Genomic DNA, 17,483 nt, shown 5'->3' on the forward strand with positions numbered 1-17,483 from the left:
CTCGTCCAGTTGGCTGCAGCGGCAGCTGACGACAAGGGCGGACAGGATCTGGTCGCTCTCGACGTCACCGGTCCTCTGCCGCTTACCGACGCATTCCTGTTGATCTCCGGCCGGACGGAGCGCAATGTCCTGGCGATCGCGGAGGCGATCGAGGAGAGTCTCGCCGAGCACGGTTCGAAGGCTCTGCGCCGTGAGGGCCGTTCCGAGGGGCGCTGGGTGCTCATCGACTTCGGTGATCTCGTCGTCCACGTGTTCCACGAGTCTGATCGTGCCTACTACTCGCTCGAGCGTCTGTGGAAGGACTGCCCGGTCATCCCGATCACCCTGCCTGCGCGGCAGAGCGCCGAGTAATCGGCGTCAGGTTCCACCCGGAGGTCAGCTCGTCGAGCTGGCCTTTCGTGGTTTCTGGAGCCAGGGGCGCAGCAGTCGGGTGGCTGCGGGGAGCAGCAGGTAGGTCATCAGGGGTGTCATCACGAGCACGGTCGCGAGGACTCGGAGCGGCAGCGGCCATGCGCCGAGCAGCGGTGTGAGCGTGGCGTGGGCGAGCACGCTGAGTGGGTAGAAGACGACGAAGATGCTGACCATCTGCTTCCATCGTGGGGGGACGACGGGGGTGGGGCGGGCTTCCTCGTCGACGGTGACGCTGCTGGGCTGGTCGAACCAGCCTTCGATGCCGGTGCGCCGTTCTGTGCGGTCGTGCTCGACGATCCCGACGGCCGAGTCGACCCACCAGCGGCGTTCGCTCGATCGTTCCCAGTCGGCGAGCGAGTCGCCGTCGGCGAATCGGTAGAGCATGTGCCAGGTGGGGGAGCCGGCTTCGGGTCGCACCCAGCCGGAGCCGAGATAGCCGGGTTGTGCGCTCATGAGCTCCCGACCGGCGCGAGCCCAGGCGGCGGCTTCTTTCGCTCGCTCGGGTGCGACCCGGCGCACGATGGAGACGGTGATGGGGTCGGGGATGCTCGTCGTGCTCACGGGCCTATTCAACCCGGCATTTGTTTCGGGTCGGGGTCGCGCGTCCGTGTCGGTGGACTGGCGGGGGGCTCGGGATGTAGTAACCTTGACGAGGCCTCCACGGGGGTCGATGGGCCTGTGGCGCAGCTGGTAGCGCACCTGCATGGCATGCAGGGGGTCAGGGGTTCGAGTCCCCTCAGGTCCACCAACGAAAAACGCCGCCCCACGCCGGGCGGCGTTTGTCGTTGGTGCGCTCGAGTGATCGAGAAGACCGGGAGAGGTGGGCCCACGCCCGCGAGGGGCCCCGAGCGGCGCGAAGCGGCGTTCGGGGTAGCGGGTGGGGAGTCGAGTCCCCTCAGGGCCGCCATCGAAGAACGCCTCCCCACGCTGGGCGGCGTTTGTCGGTGGTGCCTAGCGCCGCGCCGCGGCTTTCGTGCAGACGTAGCAACGAGAGTCGGCAGGAGTCGAAACGATCCGTGGCGACCCGAAGTTAGGTTCGAACCGCTCCTCACCTCACCGGGGAGCTCGACAGTCGTCCCGAGCGCGGCCCGGTTCGACCTGAGCACGGAGGTTCGATCATGCCGTTTGTGACCACAGACGATGGCGTGGACATCTACTACAAGGACTGGGGCAGCCCCGACGCGCAGCCCATCATGTTCCATCACGGCTGGCCGCTGTCGGCGGATGACTGGGACGCCCAGATGCTCTTCTTCCTGGAACACGGCTACCGGGTGATCGCCAGCGACCGGCGTGGCCATGGCAGGTCGTCGCAGGTCGGCACCGGCCACGACATGGACCACTACGCGAGCGACGCCAGCGCGGTCGTCGAGCATCTCGACCTGCGAGGCGCCATCCACATCGGTCACTCCACCGGTGGCGGTCAGGTCGCGCGCTACGTCGCGAACTTCGGGGAGCCGCAGAGGCGGGTGGCGAAGGCGATCCTCGTGTCGTCGGTGCCGCCGCTGATGGTGCAGACCGACGCCAATCCCGAGGGCACGCCGATCTCGGTGTTCGACGGCTTCCGCAGCGCGTTGGCCGCCAACCGTGCCGAGTTCTATCAGGCCGTCGCGGCAGGACCGTTCTACGGGTTCAACCGGCCGGGCGTCACCCTGTCGGAGCCGGTGGTGGCCAACTGGTGGCGCCAGGGCATGATGGGCAGCGCTCTCGCCCACTACCTCGGCATCGCCGCGTTCTCCGAGACGGACCAGACCGAAGATCTGAAGGCCATCTCGGTTCCCGTGCTCGTCACCCAGGGCGACGACGACCAGGTCGTGCCGTACAAGGACGCGTCGCTGAAGCAGCACGAGCTGCTGAGCAACTCGACCCTCAAGATCTACGAGGGATACCCGCACGGCATGCTGACCACCCATGCCGACGTCATCAACCCCGACCTGCTCGCCTTCATCCGGCAGTAGATCGCCTTCGTATCAAGCAGAAGGGGCACCCCGGCTCGCCAGGGTGCCCCTTCGCCGTCCGCGCTGGGGCTGCGCTTCACTCCTCGGCTGCGCGGTCGGCGAAGATCCTCGCGGACGCGCGTTCGTGGGCGAGACGCCGCATGGCCAGGAGCACCGGCTCGACGAGGACCGTACCGAGCAGCACGTACTCAACGGCTGCCTGAAGCGAGTCGGTGGGGATGCGCCGGACCTCATCGTCGGCCACCGTCGTCATGGCGGCCGCGTACAGATCGAAAGTCTCGTCCTTCAAGGTGAAGTCGGCCGCGCGCAGTCCCGCGAGCGCCGACGCGAGGGCATCGCGATTCTCACCGCTGCAGTTCGTCCAGCCCGCCCGTTCGATGATGCCGATGGCCTCCGCCTCGGTGGCCTCGTCGACATCGCCCATCACCCGCGGCGAGGCGGAGTGGGCTGCTCCGAGGAGGTCGTGGAACTCCGGAGGAGGCGCCTCGAGAGACCCGATCAGGGTCTTCGCCGCCGAGATCGACAGTCCCGCAGGCCCGATGAGGGCTCTGATCAGGGCTATCCGGCGCACGTGGGTCTCGTCGTAATCGGCCTGAGTCGCCGACGTCCTCGCGCCCGAATGGAGGATTCCTTCGCGCAGATAGAACTTGATGGTGGCGACCGGTACGCCGCTCAGCTCGGCGAGTGCGGAGATCCGCATGTTCCTCCTTGCTTGGATAGTCTCACTGTCTAATAATGGAGAGCAACGCTATCCAATTAGGAGACAATCATGTCACGAGTCATTCCCGGCCGGATGTCCCACCAGTACTCGGGCGAGCTCGTCGTCTTCCTCATCGGTATGCGGGTGTCGAAACCGTGGCGTCCCGACCTGTGGCTGCCGGCCTTCATGGCCATGCCTCGGATGCTCCGCGAACTCTTCACCGACAGGGAATCCGGTCTCATCGGGGCACGCTTCACCGTCGGAGCCGGGGGACCCGTGGTCATCCAGTACTGGAGCTCCCTCGAGAAGCTCTACGCCTACGCCAGCAACCGCGATGCCGAGCATCGACCGGCGTGGACGGCGTTCAACAAGCGGGCGCGCAAAGCACCGGGGGCGGTGGGCATCTGGCACGAGACCTACTCGGTGGCGGGCGCCGAGAGCATGTACGTCGGCATGCCCGTCTCGGGTCTGGCCCTCGCGACGGAGTCGGTCGAGGTGAACGGACGCAACGACGCTGCCCGCGACCGGATGCGCGATGGCGCCGCTCGGTCGGCGGTGCCCTCACCGACGGACTGACGCGCCTCCCACTCCAGGATGAGGGCCACTCGGGCTCATCTCACGATCTCCGCCTCACGGCGGAGGCGGTCGGCCCGAGGGCCTCTCTAGGGTTGGACCATGACCGAGGAAGCTGCAACCCCAGTCGTTCCCGCGCCGGCGACGAGTTCACCAGCGGGAGTTCCCGCCCTCCGCATCCGGGGCCTGAGGAAATCGTTCGGCCAGAAGGTCGCCGTCGACGATCTCGACCTCGAGGTACCCGCCGGCTCGTTCTACGGGCTCGTCGGCCCGAACGGTGCCGGCAAGACGACGACCCTGTCCATGGCGACCGGGCTGCTGCGTCCCGATGCCGGCACCATCGAGGTCCTCGGCACCGACGTCTGGCGCGACACGGTGAAGGCCAAGTCGCTCGTCGGGGTGCTGAGCGACGGCGTCGCCCTGTTCGACCGGCTGACCGGCGAGCAGCTGGTGACCTACCACGGCCTGCTCAACGGCATGGATCGCGAGACCGTCGCGCAGCGGACCAACGACCTGCTCGAACTGCTCGACCTGAAGTCCGCCGGGGGGACCCTGGTCGTCGACTACTCGGCCGGCATGACGAAGAAGATCGCCCTCGCCTGCGCCCTCGTCCACGCTCCGCGCCTGCTCGTCCTCGACGAACCGTTCGAATCGGTCGACCCCGTCTCCGCCGCCAACATCCGCGACATCCTCGCGGGCTACGTGCGCGGCGGCGGCACGGTCATCGTCTCGAGCCACTCGATGGACCTCGTGCAGCGGATGTGCGACCACGTCGCCGTGATCGGAGCAGGGCGCCTTCTCGCCGCCGGCACCACCGACGAGGTCCGCGCCGGCTCGACCCTCGAGGACCGGTTCGTCGAGCTCGTCGGCGGACGCCAGCACAACGAGGGGCCCGCATGGTTGCGCACCTCCTGAGCCTCCGGTTCCGTCTGATGCTCAACGGCATCCGGCGGAGCCCGATGGTCTTGGTCTCCACGATCCTCGGCGCGCTGTGGGGTCTGTTCATCCTCGTCGGCCTGATCATCGGCATGGTCGCGCTGGCCTTCGCCGAGCCGCAGTGGGCGTGGATCACCGCCGTGCTGGGCGGTGCGCTCGCGGTCCTCGGCTGGGTGATCGTCCCGGTGCTCTTCCGCGGAATGGATCAGTCGCTCAGCGTGGAGAAGCTGCGCACCTTCCCGATCCCGCCCCAACGTCTCCTCGTCGCGCTCCTCGTCGTCGGCTTGCTCGGCGTACCGGGCATCGTCACGGCGATCGTGGGACTGGCGACGACCCTCAGCTGGCTGCGCGAGCCGGTCGCGCTCATCGCCGCGCCGTTCGCCGCCGCGCTCGGAGTGCTCATCTGCATCGCCGCATCGCGCGCCTTCGAGTCGATCGGCGCCGCGCTGGCAGCCGGGCGACGCTACCGGGAGGTGATGGGGGTGATCGTCTTCATCCCGCTCATCCTGCTCGGCCCGATCATCGCGCTCGCGGGGTCGTCCTTGTCGTCGATCTCCGGTGATCTGCCGAGGATCGCGGCGATCGTGTCGTGGACCCCGCTCGGCGCCGCGTGGTCGATCCCGGGCGATCTCGCTCTCGGTCGTCCGCTCGAGGCTCTGGCCAAAGCGGGCATCGCTCTCGCGACGCTCGCACTGCTGATCCTGCTGTGGCGCCGCAGCCTCGCGACACTGCTGGTGTCGCCGCCCACCGCCGGCTCGGGGGCGAAGAGGTCGAAGGGGCTCGGCCCGTTCAACTGGTACCCGGCCACTCCCACGGGCGCCGTCGCCGCCAGGACGACCGTGTACTGGCTGCGCGACCCCCGTTACGGCGGCTCACTCGTCGTCCTGCCCGCACTCGCGATCCTCGCCGTCTTCGTCGCGGTGACCGGGTCGGAGTGGTTCCTCCTACTGCTCGGCCCCATCTTCGCCGCGACTCTGGCGATCACCCTGTGCGCCGAGGTCTCCTACGACGGCACCGCGTTCGCGTCCCACCTCTCGACAGGAGTCAGCGGAGTCGCCGATAGGGCGGGGCGGGTCATCACGCTCGGAATCATCTCCGTTCCGCTCGTCACCATCGCGACTGTCGTTCCGCAGATCGTGCTGGGCAGGAGCGCGGACATTCCGGCGCTGCTCGGAATCGGCTACGGCCTGCTGCTCACGGGATTCGGGGTGTCGAGCGTCGCGTCGGCGCGGTTCCTCCTGCCGGTTCCGGCGGCGGGGGAGAGCCCGTTCAAGACGCCGCCGGGCAGCTCGTTCACGTCGCAGATCAGCATGCTCGCGACCTGGGCCGTCGTCTTCGCACTCTCGATCCCCGAGCTCGTCCTGGGCGCCATCTCGCTCATCGGCGGCCAGATGATCTTCGGCGTGGCCGCTCTCGTCGTGGGCGTGGTGCTGGGCAGCGTGCTGATGGTCGTGGGCATCCGCGCCGGCGGTGCGCTCCTGGATCGACGCGGACCGGAGCTGCTGACGAGCCTGAGGCGCGCGCGGGGCGCGTGAGCCGATGGCCGATCGGTAGCCTCGGGGGATGACCCTCGCCGATCAGTCCACGCTCCGCCACACCGTCTCCTTCCGTCTGCGTCACGAGCCCGGATCCGCCGAGGAGGCGGACTTCCTCGCCGCCGCAGCGGAACTCGTCGCCATCCCGGGCGTGCAGGAGTTCGAGGTGCTGCGCCAGGTCGGCCGCAAGAACAGCTACTCGTTCGGTCTGTCGATGGAGTTCGCCGATGCGGCTGCGTACGCCGCTTACGACGCGCACCCCGATCACCAGGCCTTCGTGGCCGAGAGATGGATCCCCGAGGTCGAGGAGTTCGTGGAGATCGACTACCAGGCCTACCGCGTCGCCTGAGCCTCGGCCCCGCGGGGCCGTGACGGGCGCTGGATGAGTCGAGTACCTCGACCCGTCCAGCGCCCGCTCCTCACGCCGAGACGGCCTCGGAAGAGGCTGACACGAGATCGTCAGCCAGCGCACGTGCTGCCCGGATGGCCAGCGCGACGGTCGTCAAGGTCGGGTTGGCCGCGGTCGAGGTCGGGATCACCCCGTTGCCTCCGACCTGGAGGTTCTCGACCCCCCATACCCGCAGCAGAGGATCGCAGACGGAGCTGCCGTCGTCGCTCGGACCCATCCGAACGGTGCCCTGGTAGTGCAGTGACGAGCCGCCCGCGGCGAGCTGCGGTTCCTCCATCAACGTCCCCACTCGTGCCGCGGCTCTGATGCTGTTCTCTCGCAGACCCTCGATGGTCTCGAGGTCCCGCGCGGTGTGCGAGTACCGGATGTCCATGGCGGGCATGCCGTAGAAGTCCTTCTCGGTCTCGCTGAACTCGACGGCGTCCTCGAACCGGATGTCCTTCGCGCCGTACCAGGCCATAACGCCCAGGTTGGACTGAGCGAGATCGTCCGCGAACGGCAGGCGGTACGGGCTGCCCGCGAGGGAGATGACGCCGCCCTGCATCGGTCGCGTATCGGAGAAGGGCACGATGACGGAGGCGAGGGTGCTGGTCTCCTCGAAGCGGGCCGGGTCGAACTCCTCGTTCAGAAGGAAGAACGATCCGACCTGGAAGTGCTCGTTGAGGTGGTGGCCCAGAGCGCGGGGTCGGATGCCGGACGCGAACAGCAGCTGCGGGGTGCGCAGACCGTCGGCGCAGACGATGACATGCGAGGCGCTCACCCGGTAGACCTCGCTCGTGCGGCGATCCTCGAGCTCGACACCGACCGCGCGGCCGTCCTCGACGAGGACCCGCCGAGCGAGCGTCTCCGACCTCAGCTCGAAGCCGGGGACGCGGTCCTCGAGCGTGCCGAGGATCCGCCCCGTGCCCGAGAACGTCACTCCGTTCTCGGTGACCTGGGTCGCGGTCGGCATGAACATGGTCGGAGTCAGACCGGGACCGTCGAAGACCTCGGCGACGGCATCCCGCAGCGCACCCGTGACTCCGCCGGCCTCGGTGAGCTTGGTGACCCCGAGCAGCTCCTCGGCGGCGTCAAGCGCGGCGTCGAGCTCCTCGGACGGGATGAACGGGATCCGCTCCGACTGGTTCGGGCGCGGGCACGAGGTTCCCCAGTGGATGCCCATTCCGCCGACGCCGCTCGACATGCTGGCCGCGGGGAGACCCACCTCTCCCTCGCGGACCACTCGCCGACCGGCGAAGAAGAGTCCCGGGAGGATCGTCTGACGGAACTCGACACTGGGGTCGATCCCGTCGGCCACATCGGACATCGCGGCGGCCCGTTCGATTCCCGCGTCCGGACCCTGGGTGAGGAGCTGGGCGGCGACCCGCTCCTCATCCGGCATGTTCTGCGTGTGGTTGCCGCGCACGCCGGGCAACTCTGGGCCCACCTCGACCATGAGCATGCGGACGGATGGGACGGCGTCACCGATCGTGCGGGCGTAGGTGGACCCGGCGGGACCGCTGCCGACGATCAGGACGTCGACGTGCGACACGGGGCGGCTGGTGCTGTTGTTCATCGGAGATTCCTTGCGCAAAGAGGAGATGGATCGGGTCAGGCCGCGACGGAGGCGGCACGGGTGACGTCGAGCACACGTGCGCTCTTCGCCCACGGGTCCCCGCCGTTGCCCTCGTACTCGACCGTGAGGGGGCCGGCGTAACCGTGCTCCGCGAGGATCGCGAGCGCGCGAGGCAGGTCGACGTGGCCGATCGAGCCGTCCTCGCCGACCTCGTGGGCTTTCACGTGGACGAGCTCCGCCCGGTCGGCGAGCGACTCGATGCCCGCGTAGAGCGAGGACAGATCGACCGTCGCCGGGTCGGTCGCCTCGCCGCCGAAGAACGCGGCGGCGACGACGCCGAGGAGCGCATCGAAATTGCCGAGGTCGAGCAGCAGACCGAGGTGTTCGCGTCCGACGGCGTCGAGGAGTCGGTTCATCCACACCGGGTCGCTGCTGGGGCCGCCGTGGTTCTCGACGAGGAGACGCGTTCCGTGCGCGTTCGCGAAGTCGCCGAGTTCGACGAGTGCCGCTACCAGATGAGCGGGTGGTTCCTCCCCGTGGTGGGGGCTGAACGGAGAACCCGGGTTGACCCGCACGAACCGCGACCCCATCTCCGCGAACCGGGCGATCCAGCGCTTCAGCTCCGCGATGTGCTCGGCCCGCAGCTCGGGGTCGCTCTCGAGCAGGTCTCCGCTGTCGAGGGCGATGTTGAGCAGCTGGACGTCGGAATCGGCGAGGGCCTCCGCGAAGGCATCGATCTCGGGGTCGTCGAACCCGTCGAACTGGAACTGCACGAGCTCGATCCCGTCCACTCCGAATTCGGCTCGGGCGCGAGCGGGGAACTCGTGGAGGTCGAGCAGCTTCTGGTAGTCGAAGCGGATGCTGACGGGCTTTCCCTCCTGGTCGACGAAGTCGAATCCGGTCGGGCCGAGGTGCTCGCGCACGCTGTACGCGGACATGGAGAGGGTGTTCATGGGGATCGTCCGATCTATGGCTGGTGGGTGGTGTCAGTTGGCGGCGGGTGCGGTCGGCTTGGTGATGAGCGCCCAGCGCGGGTCGCCCTCCCGTCCGATCTCGGGGATGCGGAGCACCGCAGCCGCGCCGAGGATCGCGAGGACGGCGAGCGTCACGTAGAGCGCGGTGTAGCCGCCGAGCGCGAGGAGGAGCGGGGCGATGAAGGGCACGAACGACTGCGGCAGCGTGTTCGCCATGTTGATCACCGCGAAGTCCTTCCCCGCGTTCTCGCTGCTCGGCAGAACCCGGACGCAGAGGGCGCTGTCGATGGAGAAAAACAGTCCCGTGCCGATTCCGAGTGCTGCGGTGGCGATGTAGACGACGTCCAAGGTGGGGGCGACGGACATCCCGACGAGACCGGCGGCTGCGAGTGCGCCGGCGGCGATCACGAAGGGCTTCTGCCGGCGGAGCCTGTCCGAGATGAGTCCCGCGACGACGCTCGTGACGGCGAGGAGGCCGACGGACAGCAACGACAGGGTCAGCACGTAGCCGCCGACCGCTTCCGGTGCGATACCGAACCTGTTGATCAGGAAGAGGGCGTTGTAGGTCCCCGCCGCGTAGGCGCAGGTGATGAGGAATCGGACCAGCCACGCCCAGCCGAAGGCGGGGTGCCGAGCGGGATTCAGCCAGAACGACTTGGCCAGTTCTGTGATGCCGAGGCGAGCCTGGTCGGGGCGGCGCGCATGCTGGGGATCGCGCAGGAGCAGCACGGCCACGACGGCCAGAACTGCGGCGAGGACGGCGATGACCGCCCACTGGACGATCGGGTCCGGGATGGCGCTGACCGCAGCGATCCCGAGGAGGGGGCCGATGGCGGCGGCGAGTCCGATCGTGCCCGAGACGGTTCCCCTCTTGGTGTCGGGGACCTGATCGGCGAGCAGTGCGCTCGTCGCCGCCTGCTGGAAGTTGAACAGGGTCTGCGTGAGTGCCCAGACGACGGCGACCTGCCAGACCTCCGTCGTGAACCCGAGCGCGAACACGGCCAGCGCGCCACTGAGTCCGCCGGTCAGGATCCACGTTCGGCGACGTCCGAACCGTGCCGCCGTGCGGTCGCTGATCCTGCCGCCCAGCGGGTTGGCGATGAGAGCGAACAGGGCTCCGAGGCCGGTCACGACTCCGAACGCCGCGGCGGCGCCGTTCCCCGCGATCGTCGTCAGGTGCAGGGTCAGCAGGAGCTGCAGCGGCGTGAGCAGAGCGGCCAGCGCGCCGATGTTGGACGAGAGCATGGCCGGGATGAGCCGGCCGAGGGGGGTGGCCGGTTTGCGGCCTTCGAGTTCGACGGCGACGGGCACATCTGTCTCAGTCATCAACACTCCCTTGTGTTTGATAGTGCATCCCAAGTGGAAGCGAGCCCCAGTATGTCCACCTCAGAAAATGGAAGTCAACCCCGTTTTTTCGAATATTCGGCTAGCATGATCCGCATGGGCCTCAGGGAGACGAAGGCGGCGCGCACCCGTCAGCAGATCGTGGACGTCGCCCTGGGTCTCTTCCTGGATCGCGGCTTCGACCAGGTCACGATGGAGGAGATCGCCGAAGGTGCCGAGATCGGCACATCCACGCTCTACCGCTACTTCCCCAGCAAGGATCTGCTGATCCTCGACCCGCTTCTGAGCTTCACCGAGCTGGGGGACAGGCTCCGCGAACGACCTCGGGACGAACCCCTTGAGGTCGCATTGGGCGCTGCGATCCGCGGCTCCCTGGTGGACTTCACTCGTGCGCCCGTGACGGCGGAGGTGCGCCGCATCGTCGACACGACACCGAGTCCCCGGGCGAAACTCTGGGATATCATGGCCACCTCGCGAGTGGACCTCGAGAGCGCCGTCGCCGATCGGATGGGTGCGCCCATCGACGATGTCGGGGTCGCCCTCACCTCGCGCATGATGATGGTCGTGTTCGAGATGGTGGCAGAAGCCTGGTGGGCCGGCGATCACACGCGCCCCATCGATGAGGCCGTCGACGAGACGCTCGGCCGCATCCAGTCGGCCGACATCGTCCTCCCCGGGGCGTACGCGGTCACACCTCTTCGGGCAGCCGCCTCGTAGCGGTTCCCTCGGACCGGCGCCCGCCGTGTTCGCACAGCGAACCCCGTGGTGCCCGCGCCCGCGCGCAGTCGTCCCCGCCCTGATTCACTTGGGGGTCGTCGTGGGGGCGTCGGGGATTCGAACGGGGGGATGAATCGTGCACGGGCCGGTTTCCTTCCGCGCGCTCCTGCCGCGGCGCGCACTCGCTCTCGTCGGAGTGCTGCTCGCGCTGTCGGCAGCGCTCGTACCGACCGGCGTTGCGAACGCGGCCTCCGGCGCATCGCTGCAGTTCGAGTGGGACTCCGCATCGCCGTACCTGGGCGAACTCGTCGTCTCATCGGGCGATGCGGGCACCGTGGCGACGGTCTCACTCGCCGGAGCCGTCTTCGTCGATGACGGCGGAGTCACCCGGGCCGATGTGCAGGACGGAACCCGGCTCGCTATCGCGGTCGATCAGGGTGACGGGGTCTCACCGACCGTCGACGTCGAGGCGACGGCGACGTTCGGCTCGAGCGCGACGTCCTCGGGTTCGACCACGATCTCCCAGACCGCGACCGTGACGAGGCCCGCGACGTTCGCTCCGATCATCTCCTCGGTCAGTGCCCACGCGGTGCTCACCGGCGAACCGCTGCAGGGCGCCGTGACGGTCGCGTCGGCTGCTCCCTGGCCGAGACGCGCGAACGGCCTTCCGGCTCGGATCACCCTCCGCGGAGTTCTCTACGGACCGTTCGCCACGGGCTCGAGTCCGGCCTCGCCCTCGAGTGCCTCGCCGGTCGCCGCGCAGACCTCGATCGTGACGACCACCGGGTCGGGCAGCTATCCGTTCACCGTGCCGACCGTCGCCGCGGGGGAGTACGTCTGGGTCTGGAGCATCAGCCGATCCGGTCAGGCGGCGGGCGCCTGCGGCTGCGTCCTGCCCGCCGGGTACCATTCCGTCGCGGTGCCCGTCGTCTTCACAGTGGAGACCCCGGTCCCGGTTCCGGTCTCGGCCGATCCGGAGTCCGACGCTGTGACGCCGGCAGGGTCCACTGCGACCGGGCCGGTCGAGATCACGCCGACGATATCCGCGGGCCTGCCGGAGACCGGACCCCGCCTCATCCCGGAGTCGACGGCGCTCGCACTGATCCTGGTCGCCCTGGGCTTCCTCGCTCTCTCCGGCCGCGGACGCGTGTCCCGCGGGACCAGGAGGAACGCGCGCCAGGGAGGACCCGAAAGTCTGACGCGCGCCTGATCAGTGCGCGACGAAGTCGGCCGTGATGGCCGCGCTCACCTCGATGTCGGCCGGCTTGAGGTCGATCGACGCGGAGGCGGTGGCACTGAACGCCTTGCGCAGCAACGGGGCGCCGGAATCTCCGCCCGGCCGAAGGCCCGCCTCCCAGACCCGCTCGAGAACGACCTCCTGCAATCCGAGAGCGTCCGAGTACGCACGTGCACGGTCCTGCGCATCGCGCACCGCCGCGACCCTGACGCGGCTGCGCGCCTCGGCCAGCGTCGCGTCGGTCAACGACCATTCGACGCCGCCCAGCTGAATCCCCTCGCGGGCCGCCGTGTGCTCGACCCACTCGGACATCGCCCCGAAGTCGCGGAACCGGACGGTCAGGTCGACGGTGGCGACCTCGGTGCGGACCGGGGTGTCGGAGTCCTTGATGTAGCGGTCCTCGGAGCGCACCCAGATGCTGTCGGCCGTCCAGCGGGTCGCGGCGCCCGACCCGACCTGCTGCCGGGCCTGCTCGCTCAGGTCGTGATGCAACTCGGACGCGCGGGCGAGCACCGCCGCGCGGTCCGGGCCCTCGATGCTGACGGTGAGCCGGGGGGTGCCGCGCTCGGCCGGTACGTGGGTCGTTGCCTCACCGGCCACCGAGATGTCGACCATGGATCCGCCTTTCCCCTGCCTGCGAGGCGCGGACGCGCACTCGTGCACGACAGTACGCCCGACGCGGCGCCGACATCGATCCCGCTCAGCGGGTCCGTCAAGCGACTCGGCGCTCGGGGGTCGGGGGCGGTCACAGCCGACACCGAGTGAGTATGGTTCACGATGTGCAAGAGAGTCGCTCGACTCGGGCGAGCCGGACCACGTGGGAGACGACATGAACATCGACGACATTCCGCTGACCACGATCAAGGGTGACGAGACGACCCTCGGCGCGTACCGCCAGGGTGTGAAGCTCATCGTCAACGTGGCCTCGCGCTGCGGCCTCGCCCCACAGTACGAGAAGCTCGAGCAGCTGCAGAAGACGTACGGCGATCGGGGTTTCACCGTCCTGGGCTTCCCGAGCAACCAGTTCCTGCAGGAGCTCGGTACCGAAGAGGCCATCGAGGAGTACTGCTCGACCACCTGGGGCGTCACCTTCCCGATGTTCGAGAAGGTCAAGGTGAACGGCCGATCGCAGCACCCCCTCTACGCCGAGCTGACCAAGACCCCCGACGCCGCGGGCAAGGCGGGCCGGGTGAAGTGGAACTTCGAGAAGTTCGTCATCACCCCCGATGGTGTCGTGCACCGTTTCCGCCCGACCGTCGAACCCGACGCGCCCGAGATCGTCGGGCTGATCGAGTCGGCTCTTCCCGCTTCCTGAGCGTTCCGACGTCGACTCCCGCGTCGTGAGCGCACACAGGTCGCGGGCCGTTAGCGTTGGCGGATGCTCCGAGAGTTCTGGCGTGGTGTCGGCACGTTCTTCCGCGGATTCGGCACCTGGGTCACCTCGCCGCGGCTGATGCTGCTCGGTGCGATCCCGGCACTCATCGTCGGTGCTGTGGTGCTGACCGTGTTCATCCTGATCGTGTCGAACATCGAGCCGATCGCCGTGGCCATCACCCCGTTCGCCGACGACTGGTCCGAGCCCGGCCTCAGCCTGACCCGGCTCGCCGCCGGATTCGCCGTCGTCCTCGCGCTGCTCCTGCTCTCGGTCGCCACATTCACCGCTCTGACCCTGGCGATCGGCGACCCGTTCTACGAGCGCATCTGGCTCGCCGTCGAGGCGCGCGAGGGCGGATTCGAACCCGCCGAAGACCTCGGGTTCTGGGCATCGATCCGTCGCGGGATCGGAGCCGGTCTGCGTCTGCTGATCCCGTCGATCGGCGTGAGTCTCATCCTCTTCGCCGTGGGTCTCATCCCGGTCGTCGGAGGTGTGCTCGCTGTCATCGGAGGCGGGTTGCTGGGTGGTCGCCTGCTGGTCCGCGAGCTGCTGGGGCGTCCCTTCGATGGGCGGGGTCTGAGCCCGGCGCAGCAGAAGGCCCTGCGCCGCGGGTCGCGTGCCAGAACCGTGGGCTTCGGCGCGATCGCCTACGTCCTCTTCCTGCTTCCGCTCGGCGCGGTCGTCGCGATGCCGGCAGCCGTCGCGGGGTCGACGCTGCTGGCCCGCGAGATCCTCCCGCCGCGCCAGGCGACGCCCCCGCAAGAAGGGACGAACAAGCCCGCCCCTTGAACCCGCCGCAACGACGGCGACGCCGCCCGTTGCGCCGGTCGAAACGAGGGCGAGCCCGCCCGCTGAGCCCGTCGAAACGAAGGGAACGCGGCTGCCCCGCCCGCTGAGCGCAGCGAAGCGAAGGGTACGGCGGGTTTCGGTACACGCTGCGCGCTACTCAACCCCCCGAGGGGCCGGGCCCGCCCGTTGAGCCCGTCGAAACGATCCCCTCACACCCACGCCAGATTGTGTAACAATCTCACCGTGCGTCCTGTCGTCTTCGTCCTCCTGGCTGCTCTGCTGTTCGGCACGACGGGCACGGCGCAGGCCTTCGGACCGGACGGGGTCGACCCGCTGTCGGTGGGGGCGGCGCGCGTGCTCATCGGCGGAGCGGGACTCGCGATCGTCGCCGTGATCCTCGCCCGACGCGCGAATCGATCACCCCGTGCTCCGCTGGCGGCCGTCGCCCCGCTGACCTCGGCGCGCGCCGGTCTGGTCGTCGTCATCGGCGGACTCGGTGTCATCGCCTACCAGCCCGCGTTCTTCCTCGGCACCGGGCGGAACGGCGTCGCGATCGGAACCCTCGTCGCGCTCGGTTCCGCCCCGGTCCTCACGGGGGCCCTCGGCTGGCTTCTGCAGCGACGGTTCCCGGGTGCACGCTGGCTGGTGGCGACCCTCGTCGCGACCGGGGGAGTCGCGCTCCTCGCAGGGGTCGGCGGGGGGTCGGTGGACTCCGTCGCCGGCGTCGTCGATCCGGTCGGCGTTCTCGCGTCGCTCGGCGCAGGGCTGTCGTATGCGGTCTACGCGCTCGCGTCCAAGCGTCTGCTCGACGCGGGATGGTCGCCGTCGAAGTCGATGGGCGCCGTCTTCGGCCTCTCGGGGCTGTTCGGTGCCGTCATCCTCCTGTTCACCGACAACGCGTGGCTCGCCACTGCGCCCGGCCTGGCCATGGCGCTCTGGCTCGGCCTCGCCACGGTCACCGTGGCCTACCTGCTGTTCGCGCGGGGGCTCCGCGAGCTTTCGGCACCCACCGTCTCGACCCTGACCCTGGGGGAGCCGCTCACGGCCAGCATCCTCGGCATCCTCGTGCTGGGTGAGCGTCTCTCCGTGCCGTCCTGGTTCGGTCTCGGGCTGATCGCGATCGGCATCCTGATCCTCGTCGTCGCACCCCGACGCCAGCTCGGGATCGTGGAGGCATCATGAGCGACGAACGGGTTCGCGCGGTCGAGCGCGTCGCCGACCGACTCCGCACCGAGATTCTGAGCGGTATCCGGCCCGCCGGCTCCGCCCTGCGGGAGGAGCAGATCGCGGCCGAGCTCGACGTCTCCCGGCACACGGTCCGAACGGCGCTCTCCGCCCTCGTCGCCGAGCGGCTCGCCGTCTCCTCGCCGTACCGCGGCGTGCGCGTCACCACGTTCGGCGAGGCGGAGGTGCGCGAGCTCCAGCAGCTGCGGCTCGCGCTCGAGAGCGAGGCGGTCCGCCTGCTCGAGGAGCGCGGCGACTGGACGGTCGAGGTGACAGCACCGATCGATGCGGCGATCGACGAGATGGAGCGCGTGGGTCGTGACGGCGGCGACTGGGTCGAGGTGGAGCGCGCACATGCGCATGTCCATCTGGCGCTCGTCTCGGCGGCCCGAAGCGGACGGATCACCGCGAGCTACGAGGCGCTCATGACAGAGCTGTCGCTGCTGCTCCTGCACATGCGGCCGGTATTCGAGAGCCGGGACCTCGCATCCGAGCATCGTCAGCTCCTGCGCGACGTGCGCGAGCGGGGCGCAGAGGCGGTGCGAGAGCACATCTCCGCATCGACCGTCCAGCTGCTCGGGCTGCGCGACGAGGAGCGGCCGCGCGTCGAACCGCGCTGAACCGGTCGGCTACGCGCCGAGCGTGAGCAGGGCGGGCAGCAGGAGGAGCGCGGTGGGCACCACGAGGAGCGCGGCGGCGGTGGAGACGACGGCGACCCGTGCGATCGGAGGGAGCGGCTCGATCTCACCGCCGAGACGGGTGACACGGGCGATCGCCTGGGGCTGCAGCTCATCGGTCCGCGTCGCGACGGCGAGCCCGCTCTGCTCGCCCGCGTTGCCGACGAGGGCGATCGCGCGGGCGAGCGTCCTGTCCTCGACGTGGGTGCGCGCCCGATCGTCGGCGAGCATCTCGATGAGCATTCCCACCTCGCGCTGCGCACGATAGGCGACCGGGAACCAGGGGAGCGACGCGTACCAGGCGCGGAACGCGACGAGTACGAGATCGTGGCGCTGCGTCAGGTGGGCGCGCTCGTGCTCGGTGACAGCTCGCAGCTCCTCGTCGTCGAGCAACGAGATGAGCCCGGCCGAGAAGACCGTGATCGATCCGGACGAGCTGGGCAGGCAGTAGGCGACGGGGAGCTCGGAGTCGAGGATCCGCGTGCGCGGCTGGCTGGGGTCGGTGCTCCCGAGTAGATCGAGGAGTGCGCGGTGGCGGCGCCGATCCCGGTCGGTGCGCAGGACGACGATGGCCAGGTTGAGCAGCAGGTGGATGCCGAGAAGTGCTGCGCCGAACAGGGCCGCGAGATGCGCGAGCCCCGCCCGGTCCGCGGCCGAACCGTCGGCGACGGCCTGAGCGAAGCCGGTCAGGCCGTGCAGCAGGTCGGTGCCGAACGGGAGCAGTCCGTAGGTGAGCAGGGCGCCGATCATCGAGAGGCCACCCGCGAGGGCGATGGACTGCCAGAGCAGCAGCGCGAGCGCGGGGGATCGGCGGGGCCACCGAGCCGAGGCGAGCCAGAGCGGGACCGGCCAGGCGAGCGCGACCGCGAGCAGCGCGAGGAGTAGAGGAGCGGTCAGCACTCCAGAAGTCTCCCTCATTCGCCCGCCCGACCCGGATTCGCGCCCCTCCCGGGATCGTGGCGAGACCGCACGTTCCGGGCTCATACGCACGCCGCAACGTGCGTATGTGCCCGGAATATCCGATTTCGCGCACTGCTCAGGCGGGCTCGGGGGTGCCGACCCGGATGTCTTG

General features: G+C 69.2%; 19 protein-coding genes and 1 tRNA gene. 13 read left to right on the forward strand and 7 right to left on the reverse strand.

Going from position 1 to position 17,483, the window contains the following annotated elements; translation table 11 throughout:
- Positions 1–9: 9 nt before the first annotated feature.
- The gene (gene rsfS, locus DDQ50_RS09825; protein WP_240614333.1) at positions 10–351 is read left to right on the forward strand and encodes a ribosome silencing factor; all 342 of its coding nucleotides are present in this window, start codon (positions 10–12) and stop codon (positions 349–351) included.
- Between the two features lie 24 nt (positions 352–375).
- Here rsfS and DDQ50_RS09830 read toward each other — a convergent pair whose 3' ends face one another.
- Positions 376–972, reverse strand: coding sequence for an antibiotic biosynthesis monooxygenase (locus DDQ50_RS09830; RefSeq protein ID WP_165829770.1), 597 nt, complete (start codon positions 970–972; stop codon positions 376–378).
- Positions 973–1,083: 111 nt separating this feature from the next.
- Between DDQ50_RS09830 and DDQ50_RS09835 the strand changes: the two genes are divergently transcribed.
- Positions 1,084–1,159 (forward strand) — tRNA-Ala (locus DDQ50_RS09835).
- 370 nt (positions 1,160–1,529) lie between these two features.
- On the forward strand, positions 1,530–2,366 hold the full coding sequence (locus tag DDQ50_RS09840) for an alpha/beta fold hydrolase (protein ID WP_116756562.1): 837 nt from the start codon (positions 1,530–1,532) through the stop codon (positions 2,364–2,366).
- Positions 2,367–2,442: 76 nt separating this feature from the next.
- Here the strand turns inward: DDQ50_RS09840 and DDQ50_RS09845 are convergent, their stop codons facing one another.
- Positions 2,443–3,066, reverse strand: coding sequence for a MerR family transcriptional regulator (locus tag DDQ50_RS09845; protein ID WP_116756563.1), 624 nt, complete (start codon positions 3,064–3,066; stop codon positions 2,443–2,445).
- Positions 3,067–3,135: 69 nt separating this feature from the next.
- Here DDQ50_RS09845 and DDQ50_RS09850 point away from each other — a divergent pair, with 69 nt between their 5' ends.
- From DDQ50_RS09850 to DDQ50_RS09865, 4 genes are all read left to right on the forward strand, one after another.
- Complete coding sequence (locus tag DDQ50_RS09850) at positions 3,136–3,642, forward strand: DUF4188 domain-containing protein (protein WP_116756564.1); 507 nt, start codon at positions 3,136–3,138, stop codon at positions 3,640–3,642.
- A 99-nt stretch (positions 3,643–3,741) separates the two neighbouring features.
- A complete protein-coding gene (locus DDQ50_RS09855) occupies positions 3,742–4,554 on the forward strand; it encodes an ABC transporter ATP-binding protein (protein WP_116756565.1) in 813 nt (270 codons plus the stop codon).
- On the forward strand, positions 4,536–6,110 hold the full coding sequence (locus tag DDQ50_RS09860; RefSeq protein ID WP_116756566.1) for a transporter: 1,575 nt from the start codon (positions 4,536–4,538) through the stop codon (positions 6,108–6,110). The genes DDQ50_RS09855 and DDQ50_RS09860 overlap by 19 nt, the downstream gene beginning before the upstream one ends.
- 28 nt (positions 6,111–6,138) lie before the next feature.
- A complete protein-coding gene (locus tag DDQ50_RS09865) occupies positions 6,139–6,459 on the forward strand; it encodes a Dabb family protein (protein ID WP_116756567.1) in 321 nt (106 codons plus the stop codon).
- Between the two features lie 70 nt (positions 6,460–6,529).
- On the opposite strand, the gene DDQ50_RS09870 is transcribed toward DDQ50_RS09865, so the two are convergent.
- The 3 genes from DDQ50_RS09870 to DDQ50_RS09880 are packed head-to-tail and all read right to left on the reverse strand — an operon-like array spanning position 6,530 to position 10,374.
- The gene (locus DDQ50_RS09870) at positions 6,530–8,074 is read right to left on the reverse strand and encodes a GMC oxidoreductase (RefSeq protein WP_116756568.1); all 1,545 of its coding nucleotides are present in this window, start codon (positions 8,072–8,074) and stop codon (positions 6,530–6,532) included.
- A 35-nt stretch (positions 8,075–8,109) separates the two neighbouring features.
- A complete protein-coding gene (locus DDQ50_RS09875; protein WP_116756569.1) occupies positions 8,110–9,027 on the reverse strand; it encodes a sugar phosphate isomerase/epimerase family protein in 918 nt (305 codons plus the stop codon).
- A gap of 33 nt (positions 9,028–9,060) precedes the next feature.
- Entirely contained in the window at positions 9,061–10,374 is a 1,314-nt protein-coding gene (locus DDQ50_RS09880; protein ID WP_116756570.1) for an MFS transporter, read from the reverse strand.
- A gap of 114 nt (positions 10,375–10,488) precedes the next feature.
- Here DDQ50_RS09880 and DDQ50_RS09885 point away from each other — a divergent pair, with 114 nt between their 5' ends.
- Positions 10,489–11,109 carry a TetR/AcrR family transcriptional regulator gene (locus DDQ50_RS09885; protein WP_165829771.1) on the forward strand — a complete coding sequence of 207 codons (621 nt, stop codon included), beginning with the start codon at positions 10,489–10,491 and terminating at the stop codon, positions 11,107–11,109.
- Between the two features lie 136 nt (positions 11,110–11,245).
- The gene (locus DDQ50_RS09890) at positions 11,246–12,319 is read left to right on the forward strand and encodes a hypothetical protein (protein ID WP_116756572.1); all 1,074 of its coding nucleotides are present in this window, start codon (positions 11,246–11,248) and stop codon (positions 12,317–12,319) included.
- Here DDQ50_RS09890 and DDQ50_RS09895 read toward each other — a convergent pair whose 3' ends face one another.
- Positions 12,320–12,961, reverse strand: a complete 642-nt coding sequence (locus DDQ50_RS09895) for an SIMPL domain-containing protein (protein WP_165829772.1) — start codon at positions 12,959–12,961, stop codon at positions 12,320–12,322.
- Positions 12,962–13,175: 214 nt separating this feature from the next.
- On the opposite strand from DDQ50_RS09895, the gene DDQ50_RS09900 reads away from it, so the two are divergent.
- From DDQ50_RS09900 to DDQ50_RS09915, 4 genes are all read left to right on the forward strand, one after another.
- A complete protein-coding gene (locus DDQ50_RS09900; RefSeq protein WP_116757388.1) occupies positions 13,176–13,661 on the forward strand; it encodes a glutathione peroxidase in 486 nt (161 codons plus the stop codon).
- A gap of 63 nt (positions 13,662–13,724) precedes the next feature.
- Positions 13,725–14,510, forward strand: a complete 786-nt coding sequence (locus DDQ50_RS09905; RefSeq protein ID WP_116756573.1) for an EI24 domain-containing protein — start codon at positions 13,725–13,727, stop codon at positions 14,508–14,510.
- A 243-nt stretch (positions 14,511–14,753) separates the two neighbouring features.
- On the forward strand, positions 14,754–15,692 hold the full coding sequence (locus DDQ50_RS09910; protein ID WP_116756574.1) for a DMT family transporter: 939 nt from the start codon (positions 14,754–14,756) through the stop codon (positions 15,690–15,692).
- Positions 15,689–16,354: a GntR family transcriptional regulator gene (locus DDQ50_RS09915; RefSeq protein WP_116756575.1), complete on the forward strand. Its 666-nt coding sequence runs from the start codon at positions 15,689–15,691 to the stop codon at positions 16,352–16,354. The genes DDQ50_RS09910 and DDQ50_RS09915 overlap by 4 nt, the downstream gene beginning before the upstream one ends.
- A 9-nt stretch (positions 16,355–16,363) precedes the next feature.
- On the opposite strand, the gene DDQ50_RS09920 is transcribed toward DDQ50_RS09915, so the two are convergent.
- Positions 16,364–17,311, reverse strand: coding sequence for a M56 family metallopeptidase (locus DDQ50_RS09920; RefSeq protein WP_240614334.1), 948 nt, complete (start codon positions 17,309–17,311; stop codon positions 16,364–16,366).
- Positions 17,312–17,483 lie beyond the last annotated feature (172 nt).

It is taken from the genome of Amnibacterium flavum, from assembly GCF_003097495.1.
GTDB lineage: Bacteria > Actinomycetota > Actinomycetes > Actinomycetales > Microbacteriaceae > Naasia > Naasia flava.